This is a genomic window from Bacillota bacterium, assembly GCA_012842395.1.
In the GTDB taxonomy this organism is placed as follows: domain Bacteria; phylum Bacillota; class SHA-98; order UBA4971; family UBA4971; genus UBA6256.
In genome coordinates, this window is the sequence record DUSX01000009.1 from 125,465 (window position 1) to 149,388 (window position 23,924).

A 23,924-nucleotide genomic window follows, 5' to 3' on the forward strand; every position below is an offset into this window, starting at 1 on the left:
AGAGCGTGGAGCTTATCAAGGTAGGAGACGCGGTCTCTCGGAAATCGCACGGGTCTGACGTCATATTCGCGGTCATCAGGATCCTGACAGGCCCTGCACGTCGCGCCATAGCGGTCCTCAAGGGGCTGAACGCACGCCTTGTGGCGGACGCGCCGCTTGCGGACCTCGTGCGCGTGCATGAGAGGGACATAGAGTCCGCCCGGGAGCAGGTGCACAGGATTTCCAGGGAGTCCCTGGAGAAGGTGTTCCTGCGCCGGATGGCGGAGGAGATCAGCGCGACTGGCTTCAGAGGACGAGCAGCCGATGCACTTCCCCCAGGCGTTAACTACGGGAAGATGCCCGGCCGTGTCCTTCACCTCGACGGGGACGGGGATTACCTAGGGAACTGCATGAGGTATTACCGTGAGCTCGGGGTGCCCGCCGTGGGGGAGCACGTTCCCGAGGAGGCCCAAGCGGACAGAGTTGTTCCCTTGATCCGGGCTTATTTGCCGGATATCCTCGTGCTCACCGGGCATGATGGGCTAATCGCGCGCAGGGGTGACAGGGCGAAGCTCGAGAACTACCGCACGTCGCGGTTCTTCGTGGAAGCAGTGAAACGCGCGCGCCAGGTGGAGCCGGACAAGGACGCACTGGTCATAGTAGCCGGGGCGTGCCAGTCCCACTACGAAGCCATCTTGGAGGCTGGTGCCAACTTCGCGAGCTCGCCCGAGAGGGTGTTCATCCACTGCTACGACCCGATCCTCGTGGCCGAGAAAGTGGCGTTCACGCCCTTTGACAGCGTGGTATATGTGAGTCACGCCATCGAGAACACAGTGAGCGGTATCAAGGGCATCGGCGGGATAGAGACCAAAGGTAAGCTTCGGCTCAGCCTGCCGGATACTTCGTCGAGGGTCACGACTGAATCCGCGTGAGATGATGGACCGAGCCAGCCGTAAGGCGAACGGTTGAGATTCGTGATGCCAGAGGGGAACCTCGCCGTGTTTCGGCGATTGGCGGCTATCGGAATCGCCCGGATGAGGTCAGAGTGCGATTGACAGATATGGGCTGGTTGGTTATACTAGTTAGCCTTTCTTGACGGATGCCCATTTGTGTGCTAAAATAAGAGAGGTATGGCCCGCCAAGGAAGGTGGTAAAATGGCAGCCAGAAACGCTCTTGAGGATATCAAGAGAGACCTGGAATCATTCGTCGGCAAGACCATCACGCTGCGAGCAAACCAGGGTCGCAAACGGGTCCTCGAGACCGAGGGGGTTCTTGAGAACACGTACCCAAGAGTGTTCGTAGTGAAGTTGTCTGAGAAGCCGGGAGTAGTCAAGCGTGTCTCGTACACTTACGCCGACGTGCTTACAGAAACGGTGAAGCTATCGGTGCGGTACAGGGACCGCGAGAGAAGAATCGGTTGCGCGGGCTAACGAGCAAGGTTTCCGATCCGAAGCAGGGCAGGGTGCCGATGGGGACGGCACCCTGCCTCTGTTTTTCCCGTTCGTGTCCTTTCGGCTCTCTCGCACGAGGCGGCGGGCGTCGTAGGGAACGCGCGGGGTGCTGCAGTGCGCTTCGATGCGCCCGTGTGCGCCCCGGTGCGAGCGCGACACCGGCAACATGCAAGCTCAAAGGCATATTGGTCGCAATTCCCAGTTGAACAAGGGTGCCTGGACCCTTACCATAAAACGTAAGGGGAGGTGTTCACGTGAGACGAAAATCGTTTCTAGCAGTAGTGGTACTACTTGCGAGCATCGCGGTCCTTGCCTCATCGGCACAGACACTCGCGGCGACGTACTACACAACCACGAAAGGCTCCACGTATTACGGGACGACCTACTACTCCGGCAGCAGCAACTCCTATTACTTCAGTGGCTCGAATAACTCCGGCTACTATTACAGCGGCAACGCCGGCACCGGCAGCAGCGGGAACTACGGGAGCTACGGTGGCACATATTACAGCGGCGGCTCTTACTCAGGTTCCGGAGGTACATACTACTATAGTTCCGGGTCCAACTCGGGAAACACCTGGTACTACTATAGCAGCGGCTCGTACACACCATCGAGGCCGGTGCCTCAGCCTTCGCCTCAACCGACCCCCCAGCCCACGCCCCAACCGGCGCCGCAGCCTAGCCCGACTCCGGGTCTCAGCGCTGACGAGCAGCGCATGATCGACCTCGTCAACCAGGAGAGGGCGAAAGCGGGCCTTGCACCGCTTGCCGTCGACATGACGCTCGTCGATCTCGCCCGCAAGAAGAGCCAGGATATGGTCGCCAACAACTACTTCAGCCACACGTCGCCCACATACGGGGATCCTTTCACAATGATGACCAACGCGGGCGTGAGCTACCGCACAGCCGGCGAGAACATCGCAGGCGCGCCCACGGTCGACCAGGCCCACGCCGCCCTCATGAACAGCGCGGGACACAGGCAAAACATCCTCAATCCCAACTACAACAAGATAGGCGTGGGAGTGGCAACCGGCGGTCCGTACGGAAAGATGTTCACCCAGCTCTTCATAGGCACCTGGTGAGCTCGAGCGTTGACGCCCGTCCGTAAGAGGGGTCGCACGCCGAATTCATGCTCAGTCCAGAAGTGCCGCACCGGGGCTCCCTCCGCTTCCCTCTCCGTCCTCAGGACGGGGAGGGAGACGATGAGGGAGCCTTTCGTTCGGGCGTGACCCCCGCGCCCTCAAAGAACAGGACAAGCCCTCCAAAGATGGCCTCGGCGAGCTGGCCGCGGTACGACGGGGCGAGAAGCAGCTCCTTTTCCTCCGGGTTGGACAGGAAACCCACCTCGACGATGACGGCGGGAAGCTTTGCCTCGTTGAGCACGTAGTAGTCGCCCTCCAGGACCGAGGAGCCCTCGTGGGGCGCGATGTCCTTGATGGCGGTGTGGATGCAAGTGGCGAGGCGCTTGCTCTCTGAGTTGTTGCGGCTGTAAAAGACGATGGCCCCGCGTGTGGACGTGGACCGCACCTTGTTCACGTGGACGCTGACGAACGCGTCAGCTCCCGTCCGGTGGGCGATGTGGATGCGAGCGGCGAGGTCGCGCCTGTGGCGCGTTGTTTCGTGCTCGATTATCGGGCTCATCTCCCAGTCCCCGTGGCGGGTCAGGATCGGCACGGCCCTTGCCCGCGCGAGCAAATAACAGACGTCCCGCGCTATCTCCAGCACTATCTCTTTCTCCATGGCACCTTCGCCATCGTGGGAGCCTGGGTCGATGCCTCCGTGTCCGGGGTCGACCACGATCACCTTGCCGACTACCGCGGCTCCGGGAGGCGCAACAACCGGCACGGCCCGTCCTGCGAGCGCCGCCAGCGCCGTGAGGAGGAGGATACCAGCCGCAGCGCTGGCAACGACCTTCCTCACGATCACCACTAGCACGATCCTCCTGGCCCTTCCCATACGGGAGCCCCCTCCGCCTGCGACTGCCTCCTCTGTCATCAAGTTATATGCCTTCGGAACTCCTCGCAGACGATGGACATAGTATATCGCAGAGTCTTGACCATGCCCGAGAGCTGTGGTGATGTCTCTCGTGGACCTGATAGATATCGGCCCGATATTCGAGGCCGTAGGATACGCTGAGGTTAATAGGAATATCGTGCTGCACCTCCATAAGCTTGGCGTCGACATCCGCGTGAAGCCAAAGCCGCTAGGGCCCGTCCATGTTGACCTGGATCCGGCCACGCGCGCCATTCTGGAAAAGATGGTTCGGAACGTCCGCATCACCCGAGCGCCTGCTCTCTTCGTTTTCCTCGGGGGGTTCTTCGAACGCGAACCGGGATGCTATTCCATCGGTCTCACTATGCTGGAGACCGACCGGATACCGCAGGACTGGGTCGCACGGTGCAACCTCATGGATGAGGTCTGGGTTCCGTCCACGTTCAACCGCGAGACCTTCATCTCAAGCGGTGTTGAAGAGGCCAAGGTGCGGGTAATGCCGCTTGGCGTTGACAAGAACAGGTTCCACCCGGGGGTCTCGCCCATGCCCATCCCTGGGCGGAGAGGATTCGCGTTCCTCTCGGTGTTCGAGTGGATCCCGCGAAAAGGCTACGACATACTGCTCCGCGCGTACCTTGAGGAGTTCCGCCCGGATGAGGACGTCTGTCTCATCCTGCGGGTTCACGACAACTCCGCGTATGACCCTGCTGGTTCCCGCATAAAGTCAGAGATCTTCGCGTTCCAGCGCGCTGCGGGGAAGGAGGCGGGCCCGCCGATACTCGTCATCCCCTCGGTTATGAGCGCCTCGGACATCCCGCGGCTCTATGCAGCCGCTGACTGCTTTGTGCTGCCGACCCGGGGCGAGGGTTGGAACATGACCGCCATCGAGGCGATGGCGTGCGGCCTTCCAACGATATGTACCGGCTGGTCGTCGCACCTTGATTTCATGACGCGGGAAACCAGCCTGCTCGTGGACGTCGAATGCCTGGAGCCGGTGCCCGCGTTCGGGATACCGAACGACAAGGTATACGCGGGCTCTCGCTGGGCCAGACCGAGCGTGGCCCACCTTCGGGCGCTCATGCGCTGGGTCTACGAGAACCGAAGCAAAGCCAAGGAGATCGGCATGCGGGGGTGCAGGGACGTTCTCCAGAGGTTTACGTGGGAGAAGGCGGCGACGCGTATGTTCGCGAGGCTTCAAGAGATCCAGGGAAACGAGCCGGGCGGGCCGCGCCCCCAGGGTCCGGCGTTGCGTCCGGTATTGCCCGGTGGCCCGATACCGGCTTCGATGCCGGGGCCGGCGGCCTCTAGGCGCCGCGCAGGCGCCGGCGGCGGGATGAGCTTCCCGCGCGGCGTCTCGGTTGAGCTGGGCTCCGGGGAGGGGCGGCCAGGCACAGTCCTTATGGTGGCTCCGTCCTTGGGAAAGCCCTGCGGCATCTCGGATTACACGATGTCGCTCGTGGAGCACCTGCGCCGTTGCGGTGTGAGCGCGACCGTCGCAGGCCCCGGCTGGAGGGAGGCCGTCTTGGCATCCATCACGAAGTCGGCCGCTGCCGGCGGTTCTCTCGGCCATTCCCCGCAGACGCACGGCGGAGACCTGGGAGGCCGCATAGACATCGTTCACTTTCAATACGAGTTCGTTCTGTACGATTTCAACGAGCTCACGTCCACCGTGGCGGCGCTTCGTGCCGCGGGCGTGCCGGTGGTGGCAACCGCACACGACTTCGTTCCGGGCCTTTGGCGCTACAACGAGGTGGTCGCGAGGCTGTTCTCCCGCATCATCGTGCACTCGCAAAAGGCGCATGACGCATACTGCGGGGCCGGTGCAGACCCGGCACGGGTCGTAGTCATCCCCATGGGCTGCACGAGGTACGAGCTGGATGGGGAGGCTCCGGACATCGGTAGTAGGCCCGCCGTGGGCTTTTTCGGGTTTTGCCTGCCTCACAAGGGGATGATTGAGCTCGCCATGGCGGCGCAGGAGGTCCGTCGCAGTTATCCAGGCTTAAGATGCTTCATGCTGTCGTCCGTGGCGCCCTACCCCAGCTCACGCGCGTTCGCCACCACGCTTGTGGAAACCATGGATCGCCTTGGGCTTGCTGAAAGCGTGACGCTCATCGGCGACTACCTTCCGGAACGCGAGGTCGTGAGATTCTTGCATGCGATGGACGTGAACGTGCTTCCCTACCGCGACCACGGGCTCATCGGAACGTCAGCTGCCGCCCGGACGGTGATGGCCGCGAGGAAGCCGATGATCGTTACTGACGTGCCGTTCTTCTCAGACCTGGGGCCGGAGGTGTATAAAATCCCATCGGCGGATCCCGGCGAGATCGCGAAAGCGCTCAGAAGAGTCCTCAGCGACCCCGAGCTCCGTGCCGAACTCGTGCAGCGGATGGACGAGTACCTGGAACGCAACGACTGGTCCGTCGCTGCGATGAGGCACGCGGCCATGTACAAGCAGGTCCTCCAGGAGGCCACGCCTCGCGGCATGGCGGAGGTGTCGTCGCGTGTACCATAAGGCTTGCTGGTCAACGTGGACTCCCGGTGTACAGATCGGCTTCGCGGCCACAAAGGGCTCCCGTGGGCCGAACGGCCCGAAGACGTGCCACACGGCCGTAGTACGGGATCAAACGTTCATCTCCTCGTACGACACGTCGTCGGGTACCGTGCGCGGCGGCGCCGGGGGCCGTGGCGCCGCGCCGGGGGGCTGGGCGAGGCGAGGAGCCGACTCAAATCCCGATAAGCCCCCGGGCGAAAGCCGCCCCGGGGTAGTCGTGGTGGTTCCTTCATGGGGGCAGCGGTGCGGTGTCGCGGAGTATACCAGGTTCCTCGTGGACGAGTTGCGTGGCCAGGGCTTCGCCGCTGAGGTGGCAAGGGGACAGGAGGATGAAGTCTATAATCTCGTGCGCCGCGGAGGCTTTCGCGTGGTACACGTGCAGTTCGAGTACCAGTTGTTCAAGCCCACGGGCCTCCGACACTTGATCCGCCAGCTCAAGGCGCGAGGGCTCCGTGTCATCGCCACGGTCCATGATTTCCTGCCCGGCCAGGTCGCCGCGAACCGACTGATAAAGGACGAGTTCGACGCGGTGATAGTCCACAGCGCCCGCTTGCGCGAAGAGCTCGCGAGAATCGGCGTGCCCCTAGAGAGGATCCACGTCATTCCCATGGGATGCCCGCGTGTGGTGCTGGGCGATGAGGGCGCAACGCGCGCGGCACTCGGGGTCGGGCCAGGCCCCGCCATCGGGTACTTTGGGTTTGCGTTGCCGCAAAAGGGCATTATCGAGTTGGCCGTGGCTGCAAAGGCCCTCAGAGAGACCGTTTACCCCCACCTGAAGGTGTTCGCGTTCGCAGCTCCCGCCTTTTTCGGGACCGGGTACGCGGCAGAGCTCGCCGCATGTCTCGCGGGGGTGGGGCTCGCCGACGGACTTGTGCTGCGGACGGAGTATCTGCCGGTGCAGGATGTGGCAAACGCCCTGCACGCCATGGACATAAACGTGCTGCCCTATAAAGAGATGGCATACGTGGGCACGTCATCGGCGGTGCGCGTGCTCATGTCGGCGGGGAAGCCCATCATCACGACGGATATCCCCTACTTCGACGATCTTGATGGGGAGGTGTACAAGATCCCGTCCGCTGACCCGGCGCACATAGCAGAGGCGGTACTTTACCTCATGGCGAACCCGGCGAAGCGCGAGGACATGGTCTACCGCATTCGCAGGTACGTGGAGGCCAACAACTGGACCCGGATCGCCGGGCGCCACGCGAGGCTCTATGCGCATCTGGCAGCCACGGCCTCGGGGACGCAGCCGTGGGACCCCGGGCTGCACGCGCACGACAAGGCGGGGTATCCCCAGGCAGCAGGGTGGGTGGAGGCCGCCGACGCTGCCTGGACCGGAGACGGCCAGCCCCGCGTGGCGGCGGTGCCCGACGAGGTGTGGGAGCGAGTGGTGAGGCGATTCGGCAAGAGAGGGTGATGGGGTGTATGGCCAAGGCTACCGTGAGCGCCATGTACATCGTGAAGAACGAGGAGGAGTTCCTGCCGTTTTCCATCCGGTCCATATACAACGTGGTGGACGAGATCGTGGTGGTCGACGGGGGGTCCACCGACCGCACGGTTGAGATCGCCAGGAGCTTTGCAAAGACGCGAAAGGTGCTCTTCTGTGACAGCCCGGATTACTCGGTGAACAGAAACCTCGCCCTGGAGGCGGCCACCGGCGTCTGGCTCATGCCGATGGACGCGGACATGGTGTTCTACAGCGACATCAACGAGGCAGTGCCGCGGCTCATCCGCAATCCCCACGTGGACGTCTACTATTGCTGGTTCTATCACCTGATGCGGGAGCCGAACCTAATGCAGAACCAGAGCGACTGCGATCCCCTCTATCGCCGGGAGTTTTTCCTGGTGAGGCGGCGGCCGGGGCTTCGATGGGTCGGCGCGGTGCACGAGCGCTTGGAGGGCACCGGGCCCAACGTCGCCGACTCGGGGCTGCACTTCGTCCACTACGGTTACGTCAAGCCCCAGCGCGAGGTGTTCAAGAGGTGGGTCAAGTACGCGATGCTCGAGGGCAAGGGCGAGCGAGCGTACGAGGGCGTTTGCCCTGACACCATCTTGGACGACCGCCCTGTGCGGCCGTTCACCCGCGGGCATCCCGAGGTCATCGCCGACTACATCAAGCGGAGGAGCGGTGCGACGTGAGCGCCGTTCGCGGGTGGCGCCGCGCAGACACATCGGGGTCGCCAGCCTCAGCCTGGCGGACCCTCCCGGATGAGTCGCGGGGGACACGAGGGGCGCCGGGTGCCTTCGCGACCACCGTTCCACCCGTGGTGTGGGAGGGAGACTTCGAGAGCCTTCACAGCTTCGCTCACGTAAACAGGGAGCTTGTGCTCGCGCTCCTCAGAAGAGGCGTGGACGTGCGCATCAGCCCGGTTCCTTCCCCCGTGCAGGCGCCCGCCCCGGCCTCGTCCGCTCCCGGGGCTTTGCCGCCGGTGCTGTCGTGGGGCAGATACGAGCCACTCCGGAAAGCCGCAGGGACCCCGCGCCCGGGCGGGGGCCACCGCCGTCCGGTCCACGTGAGACATCAGTGGCCGCCCAACTTCAGGCGGCCGAGTGCCTGCAGCAAGTTCGTTCTGATCCTGCCGTGGGAATATGGCTACCTGCCTTCCGCGTGGGTCGGCCCGGTAGCCAGTGAGGTGGACGAGGTGTGGGCGTACTCGGGCTATGTGCGTGACTGCTACGTAAGGAGCGGGCTTCCTGCGGCCAGGGTGGCTGTAGTCCCATTAGGGGTCGATCCCTCGTTGTTCACTCCGCATGCATCGCCAGTACCCATCCCGTCCACCCGGGGCTACAGGTTTCTCTTTGTCGGAGGCGCGGCCACGAGCCGCAAAGGGTTTGATGTGTTGCTGAGGGCGTTCGTTCGGGCGTTCCGCCGGTCCGATGATGTGTGCCTTGTGGTGAAGGATCACTTTTACGGCCCGGTGACGGGAGAGATCGACGCTGTGCAGGCGGACCCCGCCGCGCCCGAGGTGGTCTACGTTTATGGAGATGCTGACCCTTGGACGATGCCCGGGTACTACACAGCGTGCGACTGCCTGGTCCTCCCGTACAGGGCGGAAGGGTTCTGCCTGCCGGCGCTCGAGGCAATGGCCTGCCAGCGGCCGGTGATCGTGACTGGGCACGGAGCGGCGCTCGATTTCTGCGAGCCCGACTCAAGCTACCTGATCCCCGCGAAAGAGGCGGTGTTCCCAGAGATGCGCGTTGGTGACTTTCCGACCTGCGGACCGCCTGGGTGGGCGGAGCCCGATGAGGACGCCCTCGTGAGCCTGCTGCGTCACGTGTTCACCCACAGGGACGAGGCCGCGGCGAAGGCGCACGTGGCACGTGCCAGGGTGCTCGAGCGGTTCACGTGGGACGCAGCGGCGGCCGAAGCCATCCGTAGGCTCGGGGAATGAGCCGTGCCGGAGACCTCCACCTCGTGCGGTCTCGCGGGCTCCGTCGGCTCGACGGCCCAACGATAGGAGCGGCCTGATGGCAAGAGAGGTCGCGTGTTCATACAATAGGGTGCAAGGCTGCTGGGCTTCGCGAAGAGATGTCTAGACGTGTCGCTGTGAGTTTGGCGCAGAGGTCTGCGCTGCGCTGTGGCACGCGGGCGTGCAGGGGCTGCCGGCGCTTGCGCTCCGGCGACGGCCGCGAGGGGAGGGCAGGTCAATGGCGACGACCGTGGGGAGGACGCGAAACAGCCCCGAGGTGCAGTTCACTCTGCCCATGAGGGCTCTCAAGATCAAGAATATCCGTGCTGACGTGACGAACGTCAGCGTTGAGATAATACCTGACAAAGTGATCGTTCAGGGAACCATCGCCAAGCAAGTCTTCTTCGTTGCTGAGGACGATATCGTTCACCACTTCCCCGAGGAAATGCGCTTCTCCGCGCTGGTCGAGGTGCCGGGCGCGCGTCCCGGGATGCTCGCGCAGGTCCATCCGAGCATTTTCAACGTCATTGCCTTCCTCAGCCCCGACGGAAACCAGATTCTCCAGAAGGTCATCGTTGACGTGGACGTGGTGGTTACCGACTTCGTTCAGCTCCGTGTGGCCGAGGACCCCTACGGCACGCCGGTCATCACCGAGGCCGTGGTGGGAGAGGCTACCGGGCAAGTGCTGGAGACGGGGACGGTGACCTTGGCCGTGCCCGCCACCAAAGTAACGGAGATCCGCGCAACTCCCGAGATCACCGGTGTGACCGTGAACCCCGGTGAGGTGATTGTGAACGGGAACATCCTCAAGCAGTTGTTCTTTGTGGGCACGGACGGGGTCGATCGCCACCAGGGAGTGGCGGCGCCTTTCTCGGTGACCGTAGCGATCCCCGGGGCCCAGCCGGGGATGAACGTGCAGGTACACCCGATGGTGAGGGACGTGGCTTTCTCGCTGGAGCCGCAAGGCATGCTTGTGGCGCAGGAAGTGGTCCTCGATGTGTTCGTGAAGGTCACCGAGACTACCGAGCTAGTCCTCGCGCTGGGTGAGGGACCCCTCATCAAGACCGAGCGGGTGCTCGGCCAGGGGTTCACGGAGCTCATGGAGGAGGCCACGGTCACGCTGGCGCAGCCCGCAGCGAGCCTCGTGGGGATAACGGCGCGGTTCGAGAGCGTGCGCGCGCGTGCCATCGAGAACAAGGTCATCCTACAGGGGACCATCGTCAAGGATGTAACCTATGTGACGGCCGCGGGCACGCAGGCTACGGAGACGTTCACCATCCCCTTCAGCGATTTCGCGGACGTGCCCGGCTCGAGGCCCGGCCTGAATGTGTTCGTGAGGCCCGAGGTGCGGGCGGTGTTGTTCGATCCGACGCAGACAGGCACGAACATCTCGGAGAAAATCGTGGCGGACATCTTCGTGACGGTCACCGAGACGGCGCAGATCCCGGTGGCTATAGAGCCGTATGGGCCGCAAGTCAAGGTGCAGCAAGTCATAGGCGAGGGGACAGCTCAGGTCCTCGCCGAGAAGGTGATCGCGCGGGTCCTCCCGATCAGCATCGAGTTCGCCAGGATCTTGATATCAGAAGGCGTGGAGGTTTCGAGGCAGGCCCTTCTCGAGACGACGGTCGCCGCGCCCGTGTCGGCGGTCAAGATACGGGCTGTCGACGCCGCCGCGGAGGGTGTGACGTCGCGCATCCTTGGGGACAAAGTCCTCGTCGAGGGCGTGGTGACAAAGCAGATATTCTTCGTTGGCACGGACCAGATCGTTCACCACGTCCAAGACACGCTGCCTTTCAGCGTGCTCGTGGAGTTTCCCGGGCTTGCGCCTGGCGCGAGCGTCACGGCGTCGGTGCGCGTCGAGAACGTGATCGTCAAGGTCGTGCAGGGCGGCGCGGCCTTTCATCAGCTCGTGATACTGCTGGTCACGGTGGGCACCTCTACTCAGCAGGTCCACCAGGTCGTGACGAACGTGACCGGGCCCGGGGTCGTGGTGACGAAGGGAAGATTCCTCGTGGACGTCATCGAGGATAGCACGGTTGTGCGGCGTCCGCTCGACATAGTCACCGACCTCACCGGTCCGCGAGTCGCAACAGTCACACGTGAGACGCTGCCCCTCATCAGGATCGTGGACGGCACGGTGGGCCCGGAGCCGGTGTCGGTGGTTACGGGGGCGACGTTCAGCTCGTGATTCATCACACTTGCGCGGGGACCTCAATACGATATATGGAGAAATGCAGCGAAAGGGGACCGGCCGTGGCGCTTGGTGCAGCCTGGCAACTAGTTATCATCCTGTCGATCGCGCTCGCCGTGCTGGAGGTCGCGGTCGAGTTCTCGCGCCGCAGGCGGGCTCGCCGCGCGGCGCCCGCGGCATGCCCGGCTTCGTTTGTCCTCGCTGCCTCGTCACGGTTCGATCCCGGGCTCGTCCACGGCGGGGGCGCGGGCGAGCAGCCGAGATCGAGTGCATCCCCCGCAGACTCGGGCGTCCACAAGGTGCGCTCCACACGGAGCGGCGAAGGAAGCCCGCCATCGCGGAGAACCGCAGATCCGCATCACGCGCTTCGCGATACCACAGGGCCCGCCGGGCCTGGATGTGCCGGAAACGCGGAGCCTCGTCCAGAGAATCCCTCAAATACCCCGCCCGTTCGAACGGGCAGAAACCTTTTCCTCGCTGCTAGCGTGTCATGGAAAAGCGACAGAGCGGCGGATCCGCCGGCGGCGGCAGCACGCCAGCCGGAGGAGGAGCTTGCGCGCGCGCCGGAGTCCACGTGCAGCCCCGGCGTTGCCGCGCCCGTGGCTGAAGCGTCCGCAGTTACCGCGACGCCGGCCGCTACGGCGGCGACGCCGGCTGATTCCGCGGCGCGCGCGGCCGCGGCACCGCCTGATGCCGGCGCGTTTGCGTGCGCGAACGAGGGGCCCGGTGCCGCGCCTGCGGTCTCACCCGAGGCACCGCCTGCGCCGGAGGCACCGCCTGCGCCAGGGACGCGCCTGGAGCGAGCCGAGGCGTCTCATGCACATAGCAACGTTCGCGTGGATGAACGAGCCCGGAGGCACGGAGGCCCGTCCGATCCATATAGACGACTGCCTAAAGAAAGGGGGGACTGGAGGAAGGCTGGGCCCGCCTTCCTCAGGTCTTCAAGAGAAAGCTCCACGAGGAGCTTGAAAGGAGGCTCACAGATGATTGACATAACGCAGATCGTGGACCAGAAAGCAACGATCAAGGTGGAGAGGGTCATTGGCCACGGCACGAAGGAGGTGCTGCTGGAGGAGACGAAGACCGTGCCGGCCATCAAGATAGTTGAGATCGTTCCTGTTCTCACCAACGTCCGGTCCATCGTGAAGAACGGGAAGGTCATCGTTCAGGGCACCGTTCATAAGCAGATCTTTTACATCGGCACGGATAACCTCGAGCACCATCTCGCAGAGGACATCGATTTCAGCGAGCTCGTCGACGTGGTGCCGCTCGACCCGGCGCGTCCGGTGACTGAGGGCATGAACCAGCGCGACATGTCCGTCATCGAGAACAACGTGTTCGAGTTCGACCCGGCGACCGGCACTCTTACCCAGAAGATCGTGCTCAGGCTCCAGGTGAAGGTGACGGACACAGAGCAACTCGCGGTTGCGTTGTCGCCCTACGGCACCTTCATCAAGGCTGCCGTGGTCGTAGGGGAGGCGACCAAGCAGAAGTTCATCGAAGAGACGAAGACATTGCCTGCCACCAAGGTGATCGAGATCATCCCGCGCATTTCCAATATAAAGCACATAGTCAAGAACGGTAAGGTCATAGTGCAGGGCACGCTTCACAAGCAGATATTCTACGTGGGCACCGATGACCTCGTTCACCACATCGCCGAGGACATAGGGTTCAGCGACCTAGTCGAGGTGCCACCGTTGAACCCTAACTTCCCGGTGCAGGAGGGCATGGACTCGCAGGACCACTCCGTCGTCGACAACCTCGTATTCGAGTTCGACCCGGCGACAGGGACTCTGACGCAGAAGATAATACTCCTCCTGGGCGTGAAGGTCACCGAGACGGAGCAGATACCGGTTGCCGTCGACCCGTACGGCACGGTGATTGCGGCTGACCTCGTGGTAGGGCATGGCACGAAGCAGAAGCTCATCGAGGAGACGAAGACCTTGGCAGCCACGAAGATCGTAGACGTGGAGGCCAGGATCAGCGAGATCAGCTCGATCGTGAAGAACGGCAAGGTGATAGTGCAGGGGATCGTGCACAAGCAGATCTTCTACGTTGGCACCGACGACCTCGTCCATCACCTCGCGGAGGACCTGCCCTTCAGCGAGATGGTGGAGGTCACGCCGATAAACCCGGAGGTGCCCGTGCGCGAGGGCATGGATGAGCAGGATCACTCGTTCATCGAGAACATCGTCTGGGAATTCGACCCGGCGACAGGCAGCTTCACAGAGAAGATCGTGATCCGGATAGACGTGAAGGTTACCCAATTCGGGCAGATCGGAGTGGTCATCGACCCGTAACGAAGCCCGCGGCGTAGCGCAGCAGGACAGCTCGGCAGCGGGTCCGCAGGGCGCTACGCCATGCTGCGACGAACTTGGGGCGCAGAAGACGGGGGCGCACGATGGCGGCGCGCGGGGAGGGCACGCGCTGACGGCGCGTGCGGGGGCGCGCCCGGGGATGCGGCGAATGCACGAGGAGCGCGGTGACTGCACTGCACGAGGGGCAGACCGGGCAGGTATCGGGAATGGTACCTGCCTTTCCCACGTATAAAGGGTAAAAACGGGGAGGAGGCGGGGACGTGCGGGTTCTTCTGCAGAGCAGGGCTGATCTTCTCACCCTTCCGGCTGGCGACACGATCCAGGTCCTCGAGACCCAAAAGGCCCTTTGCGCGCTTGGGGTGGACGCCAAGTACAGCGGGGATCTCGCGCCGGACCTCGAAGGCTACGACCTGGTGCATCTGTTCAACCTGACGAGGGTGGCCGAAACCGCCGCTCAGTGCGAGAACGCTGTGCGACGCGGCAAGCCGGTGGTGGTATCGCCCATTTACTGGAACCCGGAGGAGTACATTCTCCACGAGAGTCCCCGGTTGCAGGCGGCGCTGCTGAAGTACTGGCGCCAGGATGACCCGTTGCGTCGCAGGGTGGTGCAGTCTGCGGCGATGCTCCTGCCCAATGCCGAGGCCGAGATGCGCCTCATCGAGAGAGACCTTGGGGTGACAGCGCCGTTCCGCGTGGTGCCGAACGCGGCCGACCCGGCCTTCGCGCGAGCGGACGCGAGGGAGTTCCTGTCGAGGTTCGGGCTGACGGATTTCGTGCTCTGCTGCGCCAGGATCTCGCCCAGGAAGAACCAGCTCGCGTTGGTGAGAGCGACGCGCGGCTTGGGATTCCCAGTGGTCTTCATAGGCCCGGTGAACGACCCGTTCTACCTCGAGGCCTGCAGGAAAGAAGCTGACCAGTCCCACCATTTCCTCGGCTTCATGCCCCAGACGCAGCTGGGCAGCGCGTATGCAGCGGCCCGGGTCCACGTGTTGCCGAGCTGGTTTGAAACGCCCGGCCTTGCCAGTCTCGAAGCCGCGCTGGCCGGGTGCAACATCGTATCGACGGACAGGGGGACGGCCCGGGAATACTTCGGGGATCTCGCCTGGTACTGCGATCCCGCCGACGTGGGCTCCATCAGGGAGGCGGTGACGGCCGCCTATCGGGCGCCGCGGCGGCGGGAGTTGGCGGCTGTTGTGAGGACCCGCTTCACCTGGGAACGCGCGGCGCGGGAGACCGCCGAGGCTTATGCCCAGGTCTTGGCGGGGTCCGGGCGCGGGCGATGGGGCCCGGGAGCCGCGGCGCCCCGAGGCCGAATACAGGGCTCGAGCCGCGAATAGCCATTTCAATGCACCGCACCAACGAGCGAGCGCGATGCGCGCACGAGGATTTCACAGTGAGCATGAGCACGCGGATCCCACACAAGGGCCTATGCGTGAAAACGGAGACCCTCCGTGTCGAGCGGGTCGTGTGCCGGCTCGCACGCGAGGTCACCATCGAGTCCCGCCACCCGGCACCAGAGGACGTGCGCCAAGCCGTGGGCATCGCCGTGGATGTGAGGGGGCCGTCGTGGGACGTTTTCCGCGGCTCGGCCCTTGCTTCCGCGACGATCACTGTATGGGCGTACTGTCTGACGGAAGGGGGGCTCATGCGCGCGCTCTCCTGGGCGGAGGACCTTCGCGTTCTAATGGAGGATGCTGCCCTGCAGCCCGGCATGCGCGTCGAGGCCCGCGTGAGCGCGGAGCCCCAAGAGGCGCTGGTTGTTCTGGAGGAGGACTCTGCCTTTGCCCCCGAAACCCGAGCGGAATCACACGCGGCAGCCGCGATCCCCCGGAGCGGCCGACAGGTACTGGTCGTGACGACGGTTCACATCGAGGCCATCGTGCTCGAGGCCGCGGTGCTTCCGGTCGTCGTGTGTGTAGAAGCCGTGGAGCCTGCCGAGTGCGGCGGGCCCGTCGAGCTCGTCGAGCCTGCCAGGCTCCCCGGTGGTGAGGAAGGGGCTCGCGGGAACGGACGCGTTGAGGCCGCTCTGCCAGGCGGGGCATGGGCGTGTGTCCGGCGGGTGCTGGAGGGGCTTCGCTCGCGTGCCAAGTGGAAGTGGCGGGCGGCCCGCGTATAGGTATGACGCCCGAATTCGGCTGTCCCGTCCGAACGATGCGCGCCATACCTACGGGCGCCGCCCCGGGGGAGCGCGCGGCCGAAGCGTGTGCACCTTCGCACCGCCGGGGTAACACCCCGGCGTGTCCGGGCATACAATGCAGCATGAGCCTGCAGCGGAGATGGACTTCGCTGTGTGGAGGGCATCCTGAAGGATGGCTGGGTCCCAGAGGCCGACCAGGTGGAAGCGCACGCTCCGGTTTGGAATGAAGGGCCACGACGTGGCCCTCCTTCAAGAAGAGCTGTCGCGCCTGGGTTACTACACTTACGACATCGACGGGGTTTTCGGCTTCCTCACTAAGGAAGCGGTGAGGGAGCTGCAAAAGGCCCACAGGCTCCGCGTGGATGGGATCGCCGGCAAGGAAGTCTTTGCGGTGATCCGCTCCGGCCTTGCGAAGCCCGTGCTCAGGCACTGTGTCGCGCGCGGCGAAACGTGCGCCCACATAGCAAGGCGCTACAACATCCCCATAGAGCTCCTCCTGCACGCCAACGGTCTGCGTGACCCCGAGGTGCATGAGGGCCAGCAGCTCGACATCCCAGTCTCGCGCCTCCTCGCGTTCTTTGCAGGCGGCGATGCAGCCGAGAGGTCCTGGAGCTCCTACGAGCGTCACCTCGCCTACATTTCCGCGGTGGCCCCGCGCTGGTTCACTTTGGAGGCCGACGGCACGGTCACAGGCGAGCCGGCCAAGCGGGTCGTGTCCCTCGCTTCCCTTGCCGACATCCGCGTCGTTCCGGTGGTCGCGCCAGGACCGCCAGGACGCCGCGGTCTCGGTGCGACGGACGACGGCGATCGCAATCAACCTAGCCCTGGCGACCGTGGTTCAGTCACCGAGAGCGGCGCGAGCAGCGACGGTGGGCCCCGAGTCCCGCAGGAGGAGGCGGCGGCGAGAGACGAAGGCTCCGCCCTCGAAGCGGTGTTGATGGACGCCGCGGCGCGCCGAACCGCGATGAAGTGCATAACAGCGGCAGCAGCGCGAAGCCGTGCCAACGGCATCATCCTCTCGGTGGCGGGGGCTCCGAGCCCGAGCCCCGCGGACGCTTACGCGCTCACCTCCTTCGTACGAGAGCTTGCGTTCGCCCTCGAGCGCGACAAGCGCGACCTCACCATAGAGATCCCCGCGCCGCGCATAGCCGCGGGCGGCGTCGGCAAAGAGGGCGACCCCGGGGAACGCCCCCTGGAGTACGAAGAGCTGGCCCGGGTTACGAGAAACCTCGTCGTGCGGCTGCACGAAGAGCCGGAGCGACTCGCGATGCCAGGCCCGCCCGCGTCTCCCGCGCTCGCCCGGACCGTCATCAGGCATATGATGCGCTTCATCCCACCGTGGAAGATGATCCTGGGCATCCCGCTTTTCGGTGTCGACTTTTCAGCCGCGCCCGGGGCCCTGCCCATGCGCCGGGCCCATTCCGAGACGAAGGACATCCTGGACATCTACAAGCCCTCGGTGGTCCGGGTGGAGCCCGGCGGCGCTTGCATGTTCAGGTACAGGTCTTTCCGCGTCAACCACACGGTGTTCTTCACGGACGCGCTGGCAGCCGGAAGCTACGCCGACCTCGCCATCAAGTTCAACTTGGCGGGGCTCGCCGTGGCGGATCTGGGGGACGAGGATCCCCTAGTGTGGGACGCCTTCAGGACCAGGTTCAAAGCCCTCCGCGAGTCCGTTTTGCCAGCCTGACGGGTGCCGCCCTGAGGCGATACCCCGGGGCGACACCCCGAGGCGACGGCCAAGGAGGACAAGGTAAGATGCCGAGAGCCCTCGTCACCGGGATCACCGGCTTTGCCGGGAGCCACCTGGCTGAGTACCTGTTGAGCCGCAACGATGTGGAAGTATTCGGCACGGTGAGGTGGAGGAGCAGGACTGAGAACATCGACGCCTTCCGCGACCGAGTGAGGCTCGTCGAGTGCGATCTTTCGGATGCAACCTCAGTGGACTCGGTCATTCGCGATGTGCGACCGGACCTCATCTTTCATCTCGCTGCGCAGAGCTTCGTGCCCACGTCCTGGCTCGCCCCGGCCGAGACCCTGATGAACAACATCCTCGGAGAACTCAACCTGTTCGAGGCGGTGCGACGCGCCGGCATAGACCCGCTCATCCAGATCGCGTGCTCTTCGGAAGAGTATGGGCTCGTGTATGAGGACGAAGTACCCATAAACGAGCAAAACCCCCTCCGCCCGCAAAGCCCCTACGCCGTGAGCAAGATCGCCCAAGACTTCCTGGGCTATCAGTATTTTCGCAGCTATGGGCTACGGATTGTCCGCACGCGCACCTTCAACCACACTGGGCCCAGGAGGGGCGAGGTGTTCGCGACATCCAATTTCGCGAAGCAGATCGCCGAGATAGAGCACGGGTTGGCCGAACCCGTGCTCAAAGTGGGGAACCTCGAAGCGAGGCGTGACTTCACCGACGTGCGCGACGTCGTCCGCGCATACTGGCTCGCGCTCGAGCGCGGGGAGCCGGGCGAGGTATATGTCATCGCGAGCGGCCGGGCCTACCGGATCTCCGAGGTCGCAAACATGTTGCTGTCCATGTCCAACACCGAGATACGCATCGAGCAGGACCCCTCGCGGATGAGGCCGTCCGACGTCCCGATCCTGCTCGGCGACGCGACGAAGTTCCGGCGGAGGACCGGCTGGGAACCGGTTATCCCGTTCGAGAAGACCCTTGCCGACCTGCTGGACTACTGGCGCGGCAAGGTGAAAGCACGGTGTGCCGCACACGAGACGATCTGCCGGGATCACGGCGGCGGCGCCGACCAGGGCTGCGTCGCCGGGAAAGATGGCGGAAGCGGCGGGGACGGGGGGAACGGGGCATGAAGGCGGTGGTGCTCGCCGGCGGGAGAGGAACAAGGTTGCGGCCCCTCACGCACGATACACCCAAGGGACTGGTCCCGATGGTCACCAGACCTTTCATCGAGTACCAGATCGAGCTCCTCCGCACCCACGGCATACACAGGATCGTGCTTTGTCTGAACTACATGGCGTCCGAGTTCTCGAAGCTGGTCCAGGACGGCTCCAAGTGGGGGGTGTCTGTGGAATACGCCGTGGAGGAAACGCCGCTCGGGACGGCTGGGGCCATAAAGAACTGCGAGGCCTTCCTGGGCGGGGAGCGCGCGCTCGTGCTCAACGGCGACATCCTGACAGATATCGACCTTGCGAGGCTCCTCGCCGAGCACGAGGAGAGCGGAAGCGTTGTGACCATAACGACCGCCACGGTGGATGACCCCGCTGCGTACGGCCTTGTGCTCGCCGACCGGGAAGGCCGCGTCACTGGGTTCCTGGAGAAACCCGGCTGGGACGAGGCCGCGGTGAACACGATAAACGCGGGGATATACGTGATAGAGCCCTCGGTCATCGCCGCGCTCCCGCAAGGTCGCGAGGTCTCCTTCGAGCGCGAGGTGATCCCGGCGCTCCTCGCGAAAGGCGCCGCCGTGCGGGCTCATTCGACCCACGGCTACTGGCTGGACATCGGGACGCCGCGCAACTACTTGAAGGCTCATATGGACGTTCTCGACGGCAGGATCGATGTCATGATCCCAGGCCGCAAGGTGGGACGAGGGATATGGACCGGCAAGAACCCGGCGGTCCACCGGACCGCGCGTCTCACCGGACCCGTCGTCATGGGACACCACGTTTCGGTCCAGGCGAGGGCGCACGTGGGCCCGCGGGTCGTTTTGGGGCACGGGTGTACCGTGGCCGAGGGAGCGCAGGTATCCGAGTCGGTGCTTCACGAGAACGTCCATGTGGGCAAGGGTGCCAGGGTCCGCAGGTGCGTGCTTGCGGCGGGTGTCAGGGTTGGAGATGCATGCTGCTTGGACTCGATGATCGTGGCATCCTCGAGCTCGATCGGGGCGTGGACGTGTGTCGATCCTGGGCTCGCGGCGCCTCTCCTGGAGTAGATCGAGATTGCGCATTCTTCCGCGATGCGCTGTGGCCTCGCCCCGTTCCCGCAGAGGCTCCGCGTATCGAAATGTGCGCACATTTTGGCTAGTTGCCCGCATATAGTAGAAATGAAAAGCGAGTGTACTGGTCTCATGCCTGTCACGAGAAAGGGGGAGAGGAGATGGCTGTGGGTGTCGAGCTCAAGGAGGAGCTCCTCAAGGTCGAGCAGGTCGTCGGCGAAACCACGGCCCGTAAGGTCCTGCGCGAAATGCTCACAATTCCTGAGAACTTGCCTACCGCCGAAAAGGTCATCAGCGTCGACGCGGACATCCTCACAAGTTCGTTCCAGCTCATAAGGGGCAAGGTGCTCGTGGAGGGCACCATCAGGGTGCGGGCGCTGTACGTAGCACGGGTGGCTGCCGGCACCCAGCCGGTGCAACTCCTTGAGCAGGATGTATCCTTCGAGGTCATTGCCGAGATCCCGGGGACGGACCCCTCGATGAACGCTTTCATCGATGTGGACATCCACGACGTGTCGTTCGACTTGGTTGACGTCCGCACCCTGGACGTGCGTCTGGTTCTGTCCGCGATGGTCAAGGTTACGAGGACCGAGCAGATCGAGGTGGTGACCGAGGTCACCGGCCCGCCGGACCTCCAGGTGGCTAGGGAGCTCTTGAAGGTCGAGGATGTGGTAGGGGAGGCGACCGCGCAGGCCCTTGTGAGCAGCCGGCTTGCAGTCCCGCCTGAGAAGCCGGACATCGAGTCGGTCATCAGCGCGGAGGCGAAGCCCCGACTCACCGACGTCCAGGTCCTCGACGGTCAGGTTGTGGCCGAAGGCCTCATCGATGTTGACGTCCTGTACGCGGCGGTGCCTCACGATCCTTACATGCCGAGGTTGCCGGTGCATTTCTTCTCGACGCAGCTTCGGTTCTCGCAGGTCATCGAGGTCCCTGGGGCGGCTGTGGGCATGAGGGCGCAGGTAAGGCTCGTGCTAGAGGCGGTGACCTTTACCGAACTTGATTTTCGCACGGTGAGCGTCGACGTGGTCCTCAAGTTGACCGCGAAAGTCACGGTCGTCAGGCAGCTCGAGGTCGTCACGGAAGTGACCTCCAAGACCACCGTGCTCGACGTGGAGAAAAGGCTGCTCCGCGTGGAAGACGTCATCGGCGAGGACACGGTGCAAACGATACTCAAGGAGGCGCTCGAGGTTCCAAGGGAGAAGCCGAACATCGAGCGCGTCCTCAGAATCGACTGCTCGGTCAAAGAGGCATCTTACAGGATCATCGATGGCAAGGTGATCGTCGAGGGCGTCGTCGAACTGCAGACGCTTTACGTGGCCCAGACCCCCGAGCGCGACCAACCGGTGCACCACATGTCCCATCGCCTGAAATTCACTCAGGTGGTTGAGGTGCCCGGGACTCAGGAAGGGTTCCTGGCCGAGACGCGCATCGCGATAGAACACGTTGACTTCGAGGTGCTTGATGACAGGCACTTCACCGCGAAGGTCCTCGTCGGCGTGTTCGCGAAGGTCACCGAGCCCGTCCAGCTAAACGTTGTGGTGAACGTCGTGGTCGTCACGCCGCCGGAGGTGCCGTGCGCGCAGCCAACAATCGTAATGGTTACTATCCAGCCTGGCGATACTCTCTGGGCTCTCGCGCGCAAGTACAACACGACCGTGGCCGCGATAATCCACGCCAACCCGGGCATTCAGCCGGAGAATCTCCAGGTGGGCCAGGTGATCCAGATCCCCGCCTGCCCGGCGCCGAAGGGCTGAGCCGAGCTGGCCGAAGCAGCAGCGTTTCAGGCCCGTCATGACTTCCGTTCCGGGCGTCGGGCGCCTGGGCAAAGGCCACGGGGACCGTGCCCGTGGCCTTTGCCCGAAAGAGGCACGCAACTTTAGCCCGGCGGCGGGAGGCGACCGGTGGTCGCTTCTTTGCGGGGTTCAGGAAAGCACGATTGCGGGAAAGGGAGGGAGAAACGAGATGGTTCTAAGGAGGGAGCGGCTGAAGCTCTTCGAGGTGGTCGGCGAGCGGCTGACCAGCGTCACGTTGAGAAGCGTGCAGTCGGTGCCCAACGGGAAGCCCGACGTCCAGAAGATCTTGAGCATCGTGAACGTGACGGTGTCGGCCACCGGCACGCCGCTGCCACACAAAGTGGTCGTGGAGGGCACGGCGACGGTCCAGACGATCTACGTTGCCGCGACCGCTGACCAGCCCGTGCACCACATGGAACATACCATCAGCTTCGTCCAGTTCGCGGACGTTCCGGGGTCACAGCCGGGCATGACCGTGCTCGTGAGGCCGAGGGTTACATTCTCGGACATAGTGATCAGGAACCCAAGGGAAATCGAGATCGAGCTTATAATCGAGCTCCTTGTGAAGGTCACTCAGCTTGTGCAGCTTGACGTCGTGACCGACGTGATGTTCAAGAGCATCCCGGTCAAGGTGGAGAAAAACCTCGTCCGAGTCGAACGCGTGGTTGGCGAAAACACCGGCCAGGTGATACTGAGCAACACGCTCACCGTGCCGGCCGGCAAGCCGCCGATGATGAAGATCCTCGGCATCATCAGCACAGAGGTGATGCCCACTGAGGTGAGGGTGATCCCCGACCTCGTCATCATCCAGGGGCAGATCAGGACCCAGATTCTCTACGTCGCGAACTTGCCGGACCAGCCGGTGCATCACATGCACCAGACCGTCAACTTCCTCGTGAACATCAGGATCCCCGGGGCCATGCCCGGCCTTATGGTCGAGCTTTTCCCAACTGTGGAATTCGCCCAGGCGACGCTCGTAGACCCGATGACGCTCATGCAGGATATCGTCATAAGCATATTCGCAAAGGTCACGGAGATCCAGCAGATGAGGGTCGTGACCGACGTCAGGTCCGACAGAATACCCATCAATGCCGTGCGGCAGCTGGTCGCCATCGAGGATGTTGTGAACGAGTCGACCCAGCAGGTCAACGTCCGCCAGCAAGTCACGGTTCCTGCCGAGAAGCCCGCGGCCGCCAAGATCATCAGCGTCTTCAGCTCGGCGGTGGAGATAACCCGCTCGGACATCCTGGACGGCAAGGTGATCATCGAGGGCAGGCTCGTCCTGCAGGTGATATACGTCGCGGCGCTGCCAGATCAGCCGGTTCACCACATGCACCTGGAGGTGCCGTTCACCACTTTCGTGGACCTGCCAGGCGCGGCCGCCGGGATGAACATCTTCGTGCGGCCGAGGGTGGAGTTCGCCAGCGCTCAGCTCCTGCCGGTAGGGGTTACCCCGCCACCCGAGATCGGCACGCGGGACGTGCTTGTCGACGCCATAGTCGAGCTATTCGTCAAGGTCACGAAGACCGTGCAGAAACACGTGGTCGTCGATGTGCTTGTGCCTGATGAATTCCGGGACATGAACTGACTATACCCGGGGTTGCCGGTGTTGCCTTCAAGGGGCGGCGCGCTTGCGGCGCGCCTCGTTCGAATTCGGCGCGGGGGCACGCCGAATGCTCGACGCCCCGTCGTGCAAGCACCGGCAACCCTAGTACCATCAAGGAGAGTGGCGAAGACTTGCGGCGCCATGCCTTGGCGAGGGTGCGTTAGTCCTCGCCGCTCTTCCAGTAGTAGCCCAGTAGCTGCCGGGTTGCCGGTATTGCACTCGGGGACGGCGCCCCAAGCGGGGCGTGGGGCGTAGGGCGTGGGGCGCAGGGCGCAGGGCGCGGCGCGCGCTTCGGCCAAATGCGGCCCGCCTGGCCAGCGGCCGGGTTTTGACACCCCTTGTGCAATCACTGGCAACCCTTGTCATTGAGCAGAGGCATTATGGCGCCTGCACTCAGGGGCGCGCGCGTACCGAGAGATGACGTGGTAAAGAGGCAACGAGAGGCAACGGGCAATCGCCGGGGTCATTCGACCGTCCCGTAGCTCGCGACCATTGTGCTGTCCCGCTAAGAAGGTGTTTGTAGTGCGGAAACGCGCCCAGACCCAGAGAAGAGACGGCAACTCGTCGCAAAGGTCGCTGCACCT

Annotated in this window: 17 protein-coding genes; 16 read left to right on the forward strand and 1 reads right to left on the reverse strand. The window is 63.9% G+C overall.

Features of this window, described 5'->3' with window-relative positions; translation table 11 throughout:
- Window positions 1-5: 5 nt before the first annotated feature.
- The 3 genes from yabG to GX515_04070 all read left to right on the forward strand — a co-directional run bounded on the left by yabG (window position 6) and on the right by GX515_04070 (window position 2,510).
- The gene (yabG, locus tag GX515_04060) at window positions 6-911 is read left to right on the forward strand and encodes a sporulation peptidase YabG (protein ID HHY32190.1); all 906 of its coding nucleotides are present in this window, start codon (window positions 6-8) and stop codon (window positions 909-911) included.
- Between the two features lie 223 nt (window positions 912-1,134).
- Window positions 1,135-1,410 carry a Veg protein gene (locus GX515_04065; GenBank protein HHY32191.1) on the forward strand — a complete coding sequence of 92 codons (276 nt, stop codon included), beginning with the start codon at window positions 1,135-1,137 and terminating at the stop codon, window positions 1,408-1,410.
- Between the two features lie 320 nt (window positions 1,411-1,730).
- The gene (locus tag GX515_04070; GenBank protein HHY32192.1) at window positions 1,731-2,510 is read left to right on the forward strand and encodes a sporulation protein; all 780 of its coding nucleotides are present in this window, start codon (window positions 1,731-1,733) and stop codon (window positions 2,508-2,510) included.
- 100 nt (window positions 2,511-2,610) lie between these two features.
- On the opposite strand, the gene GX515_04075 is transcribed toward GX515_04070, so the two are convergent.
- Entirely contained in the window at window positions 2,611-3,384 is a 774-nt protein-coding gene (locus GX515_04075) for a hypothetical protein (protein HHY32193.1), read from the reverse strand.
- A 121-nt stretch (window positions 3,385-3,505) separates the two neighbouring features.
- Between GX515_04075 and GX515_04080 the strand changes: the two genes are divergently transcribed.
- From GX515_04080 to GX515_04140, 13 genes are all read left to right on the forward strand, one after another.
- A complete protein-coding gene (locus GX515_04080) occupies window positions 3,506-5,932 on the forward strand; it encodes a glycosyltransferase (protein HHY32194.1) in 2,427 nt (808 codons plus the stop codon).
- Window positions 5,922-7,388 carry a glycosyltransferase gene (locus GX515_04085; protein HHY32195.1) on the forward strand — a complete coding sequence of 489 codons (1,467 nt, stop codon included), beginning with the start codon at window positions 5,922-5,924 and terminating at the stop codon, window positions 7,386-7,388. Before GX515_04080 ends, GX515_04085 begins: the two co-directional genes overlap by 11 nt.
- An 8-nt stretch (window positions 7,389-7,396) precedes the next feature.
- Window positions 7,397-8,110, forward strand: a complete 714-nt coding sequence (locus tag GX515_04090) for a glycosyltransferase family 2 protein (protein ID HHY32196.1) — start codon at window positions 7,397-7,399, stop codon at window positions 8,108-8,110.
- The gene (locus GX515_04095) at window positions 8,107-9,363 is read left to right on the forward strand and encodes a glycosyltransferase family 4 protein (protein ID HHY32197.1); all 1,257 of its coding nucleotides are present in this window, start codon (window positions 8,107-8,109) and stop codon (window positions 9,361-9,363) included. Before GX515_04090 ends, GX515_04095 begins: the two co-directional genes overlap by 4 nt.
- Before the next feature lie 256 nt (window positions 9,364-9,619).
- Window positions 9,620-11,569, forward strand: coding sequence for a DUF3794 domain-containing protein (locus tag GX515_04100; GenBank protein ID HHY32198.1), 1,950 nt, complete (start codon window positions 9,620-9,622; stop codon window positions 11,567-11,569).
- A gap of 986 nt (window positions 11,570-12,555) precedes the next feature.
- Window positions 12,556-13,872: a DUF3794 domain-containing protein gene (locus tag GX515_04105; GenBank protein HHY32199.1), complete on the forward strand. Its 1,317-nt coding sequence runs from the start codon at window positions 12,556-12,558 to the stop codon at window positions 13,870-13,872.
- Between the two features lie 278 nt (window positions 13,873-14,150).
- A complete protein-coding gene (locus tag GX515_04110; GenBank protein ID HHY32200.1) occupies window positions 14,151-15,227 on the forward strand; it encodes a glycosyltransferase family 4 protein in 1,077 nt (358 codons plus the stop codon).
- A gap of 95 nt (window positions 15,228-15,322) precedes the next feature.
- Entirely contained in the window at window positions 15,323-16,006 is a 684-nt protein-coding gene (locus GX515_04115) for a hypothetical protein (GenBank protein HHY32201.1), read from the forward strand.
- Window positions 16,007-16,199: 193 nt separating this feature from the next.
- Window positions 16,200-17,717, forward strand: coding sequence for a LysM peptidoglycan-binding domain-containing protein (locus GX515_04120; GenBank protein HHY32202.1), 1,518 nt, complete (start codon window positions 16,200-16,202; stop codon window positions 17,715-17,717).
- A 68-nt stretch (window positions 17,718-17,785) separates the two neighbouring features.
- Window positions 17,786-18,856: a GDP-mannose 4,6-dehydratase gene (locus GX515_04125; protein ID HHY32203.1), complete on the forward strand. Its 1,071-nt coding sequence runs from the start codon at window positions 17,786-17,788 to the stop codon at window positions 18,854-18,856.
- Window positions 18,853-19,938 carry an NDP-sugar synthase gene (locus tag GX515_04130; GenBank protein HHY32204.1) on the forward strand — a complete coding sequence of 362 codons (1,086 nt, stop codon included), beginning with the start codon at window positions 18,853-18,855 and terminating at the stop codon, window positions 19,936-19,938. Before GX515_04125 ends, GX515_04130 begins: the two co-directional genes overlap by 4 nt.
- Before the next feature lie 164 nt (window positions 19,939-20,102).
- The gene (locus tag GX515_04135; GenBank protein HHY32205.1) at window positions 20,103-21,695 is read left to right on the forward strand and encodes a DUF3794 domain-containing protein; all 1,593 of its coding nucleotides are present in this window, start codon (window positions 20,103-20,105) and stop codon (window positions 21,693-21,695) included.
- A gap of 208 nt (window positions 21,696-21,903) precedes the next feature.
- Window positions 21,904-23,322: a DUF3794 domain-containing protein gene (locus GX515_04140; GenBank protein ID HHY32206.1), complete on the forward strand. Its 1,419-nt coding sequence runs from the start codon at window positions 21,904-21,906 to the stop codon at window positions 23,320-23,322.
- The last annotated feature ends 602 nt before the right edge of the window (window positions 23,323-23,924 follow it).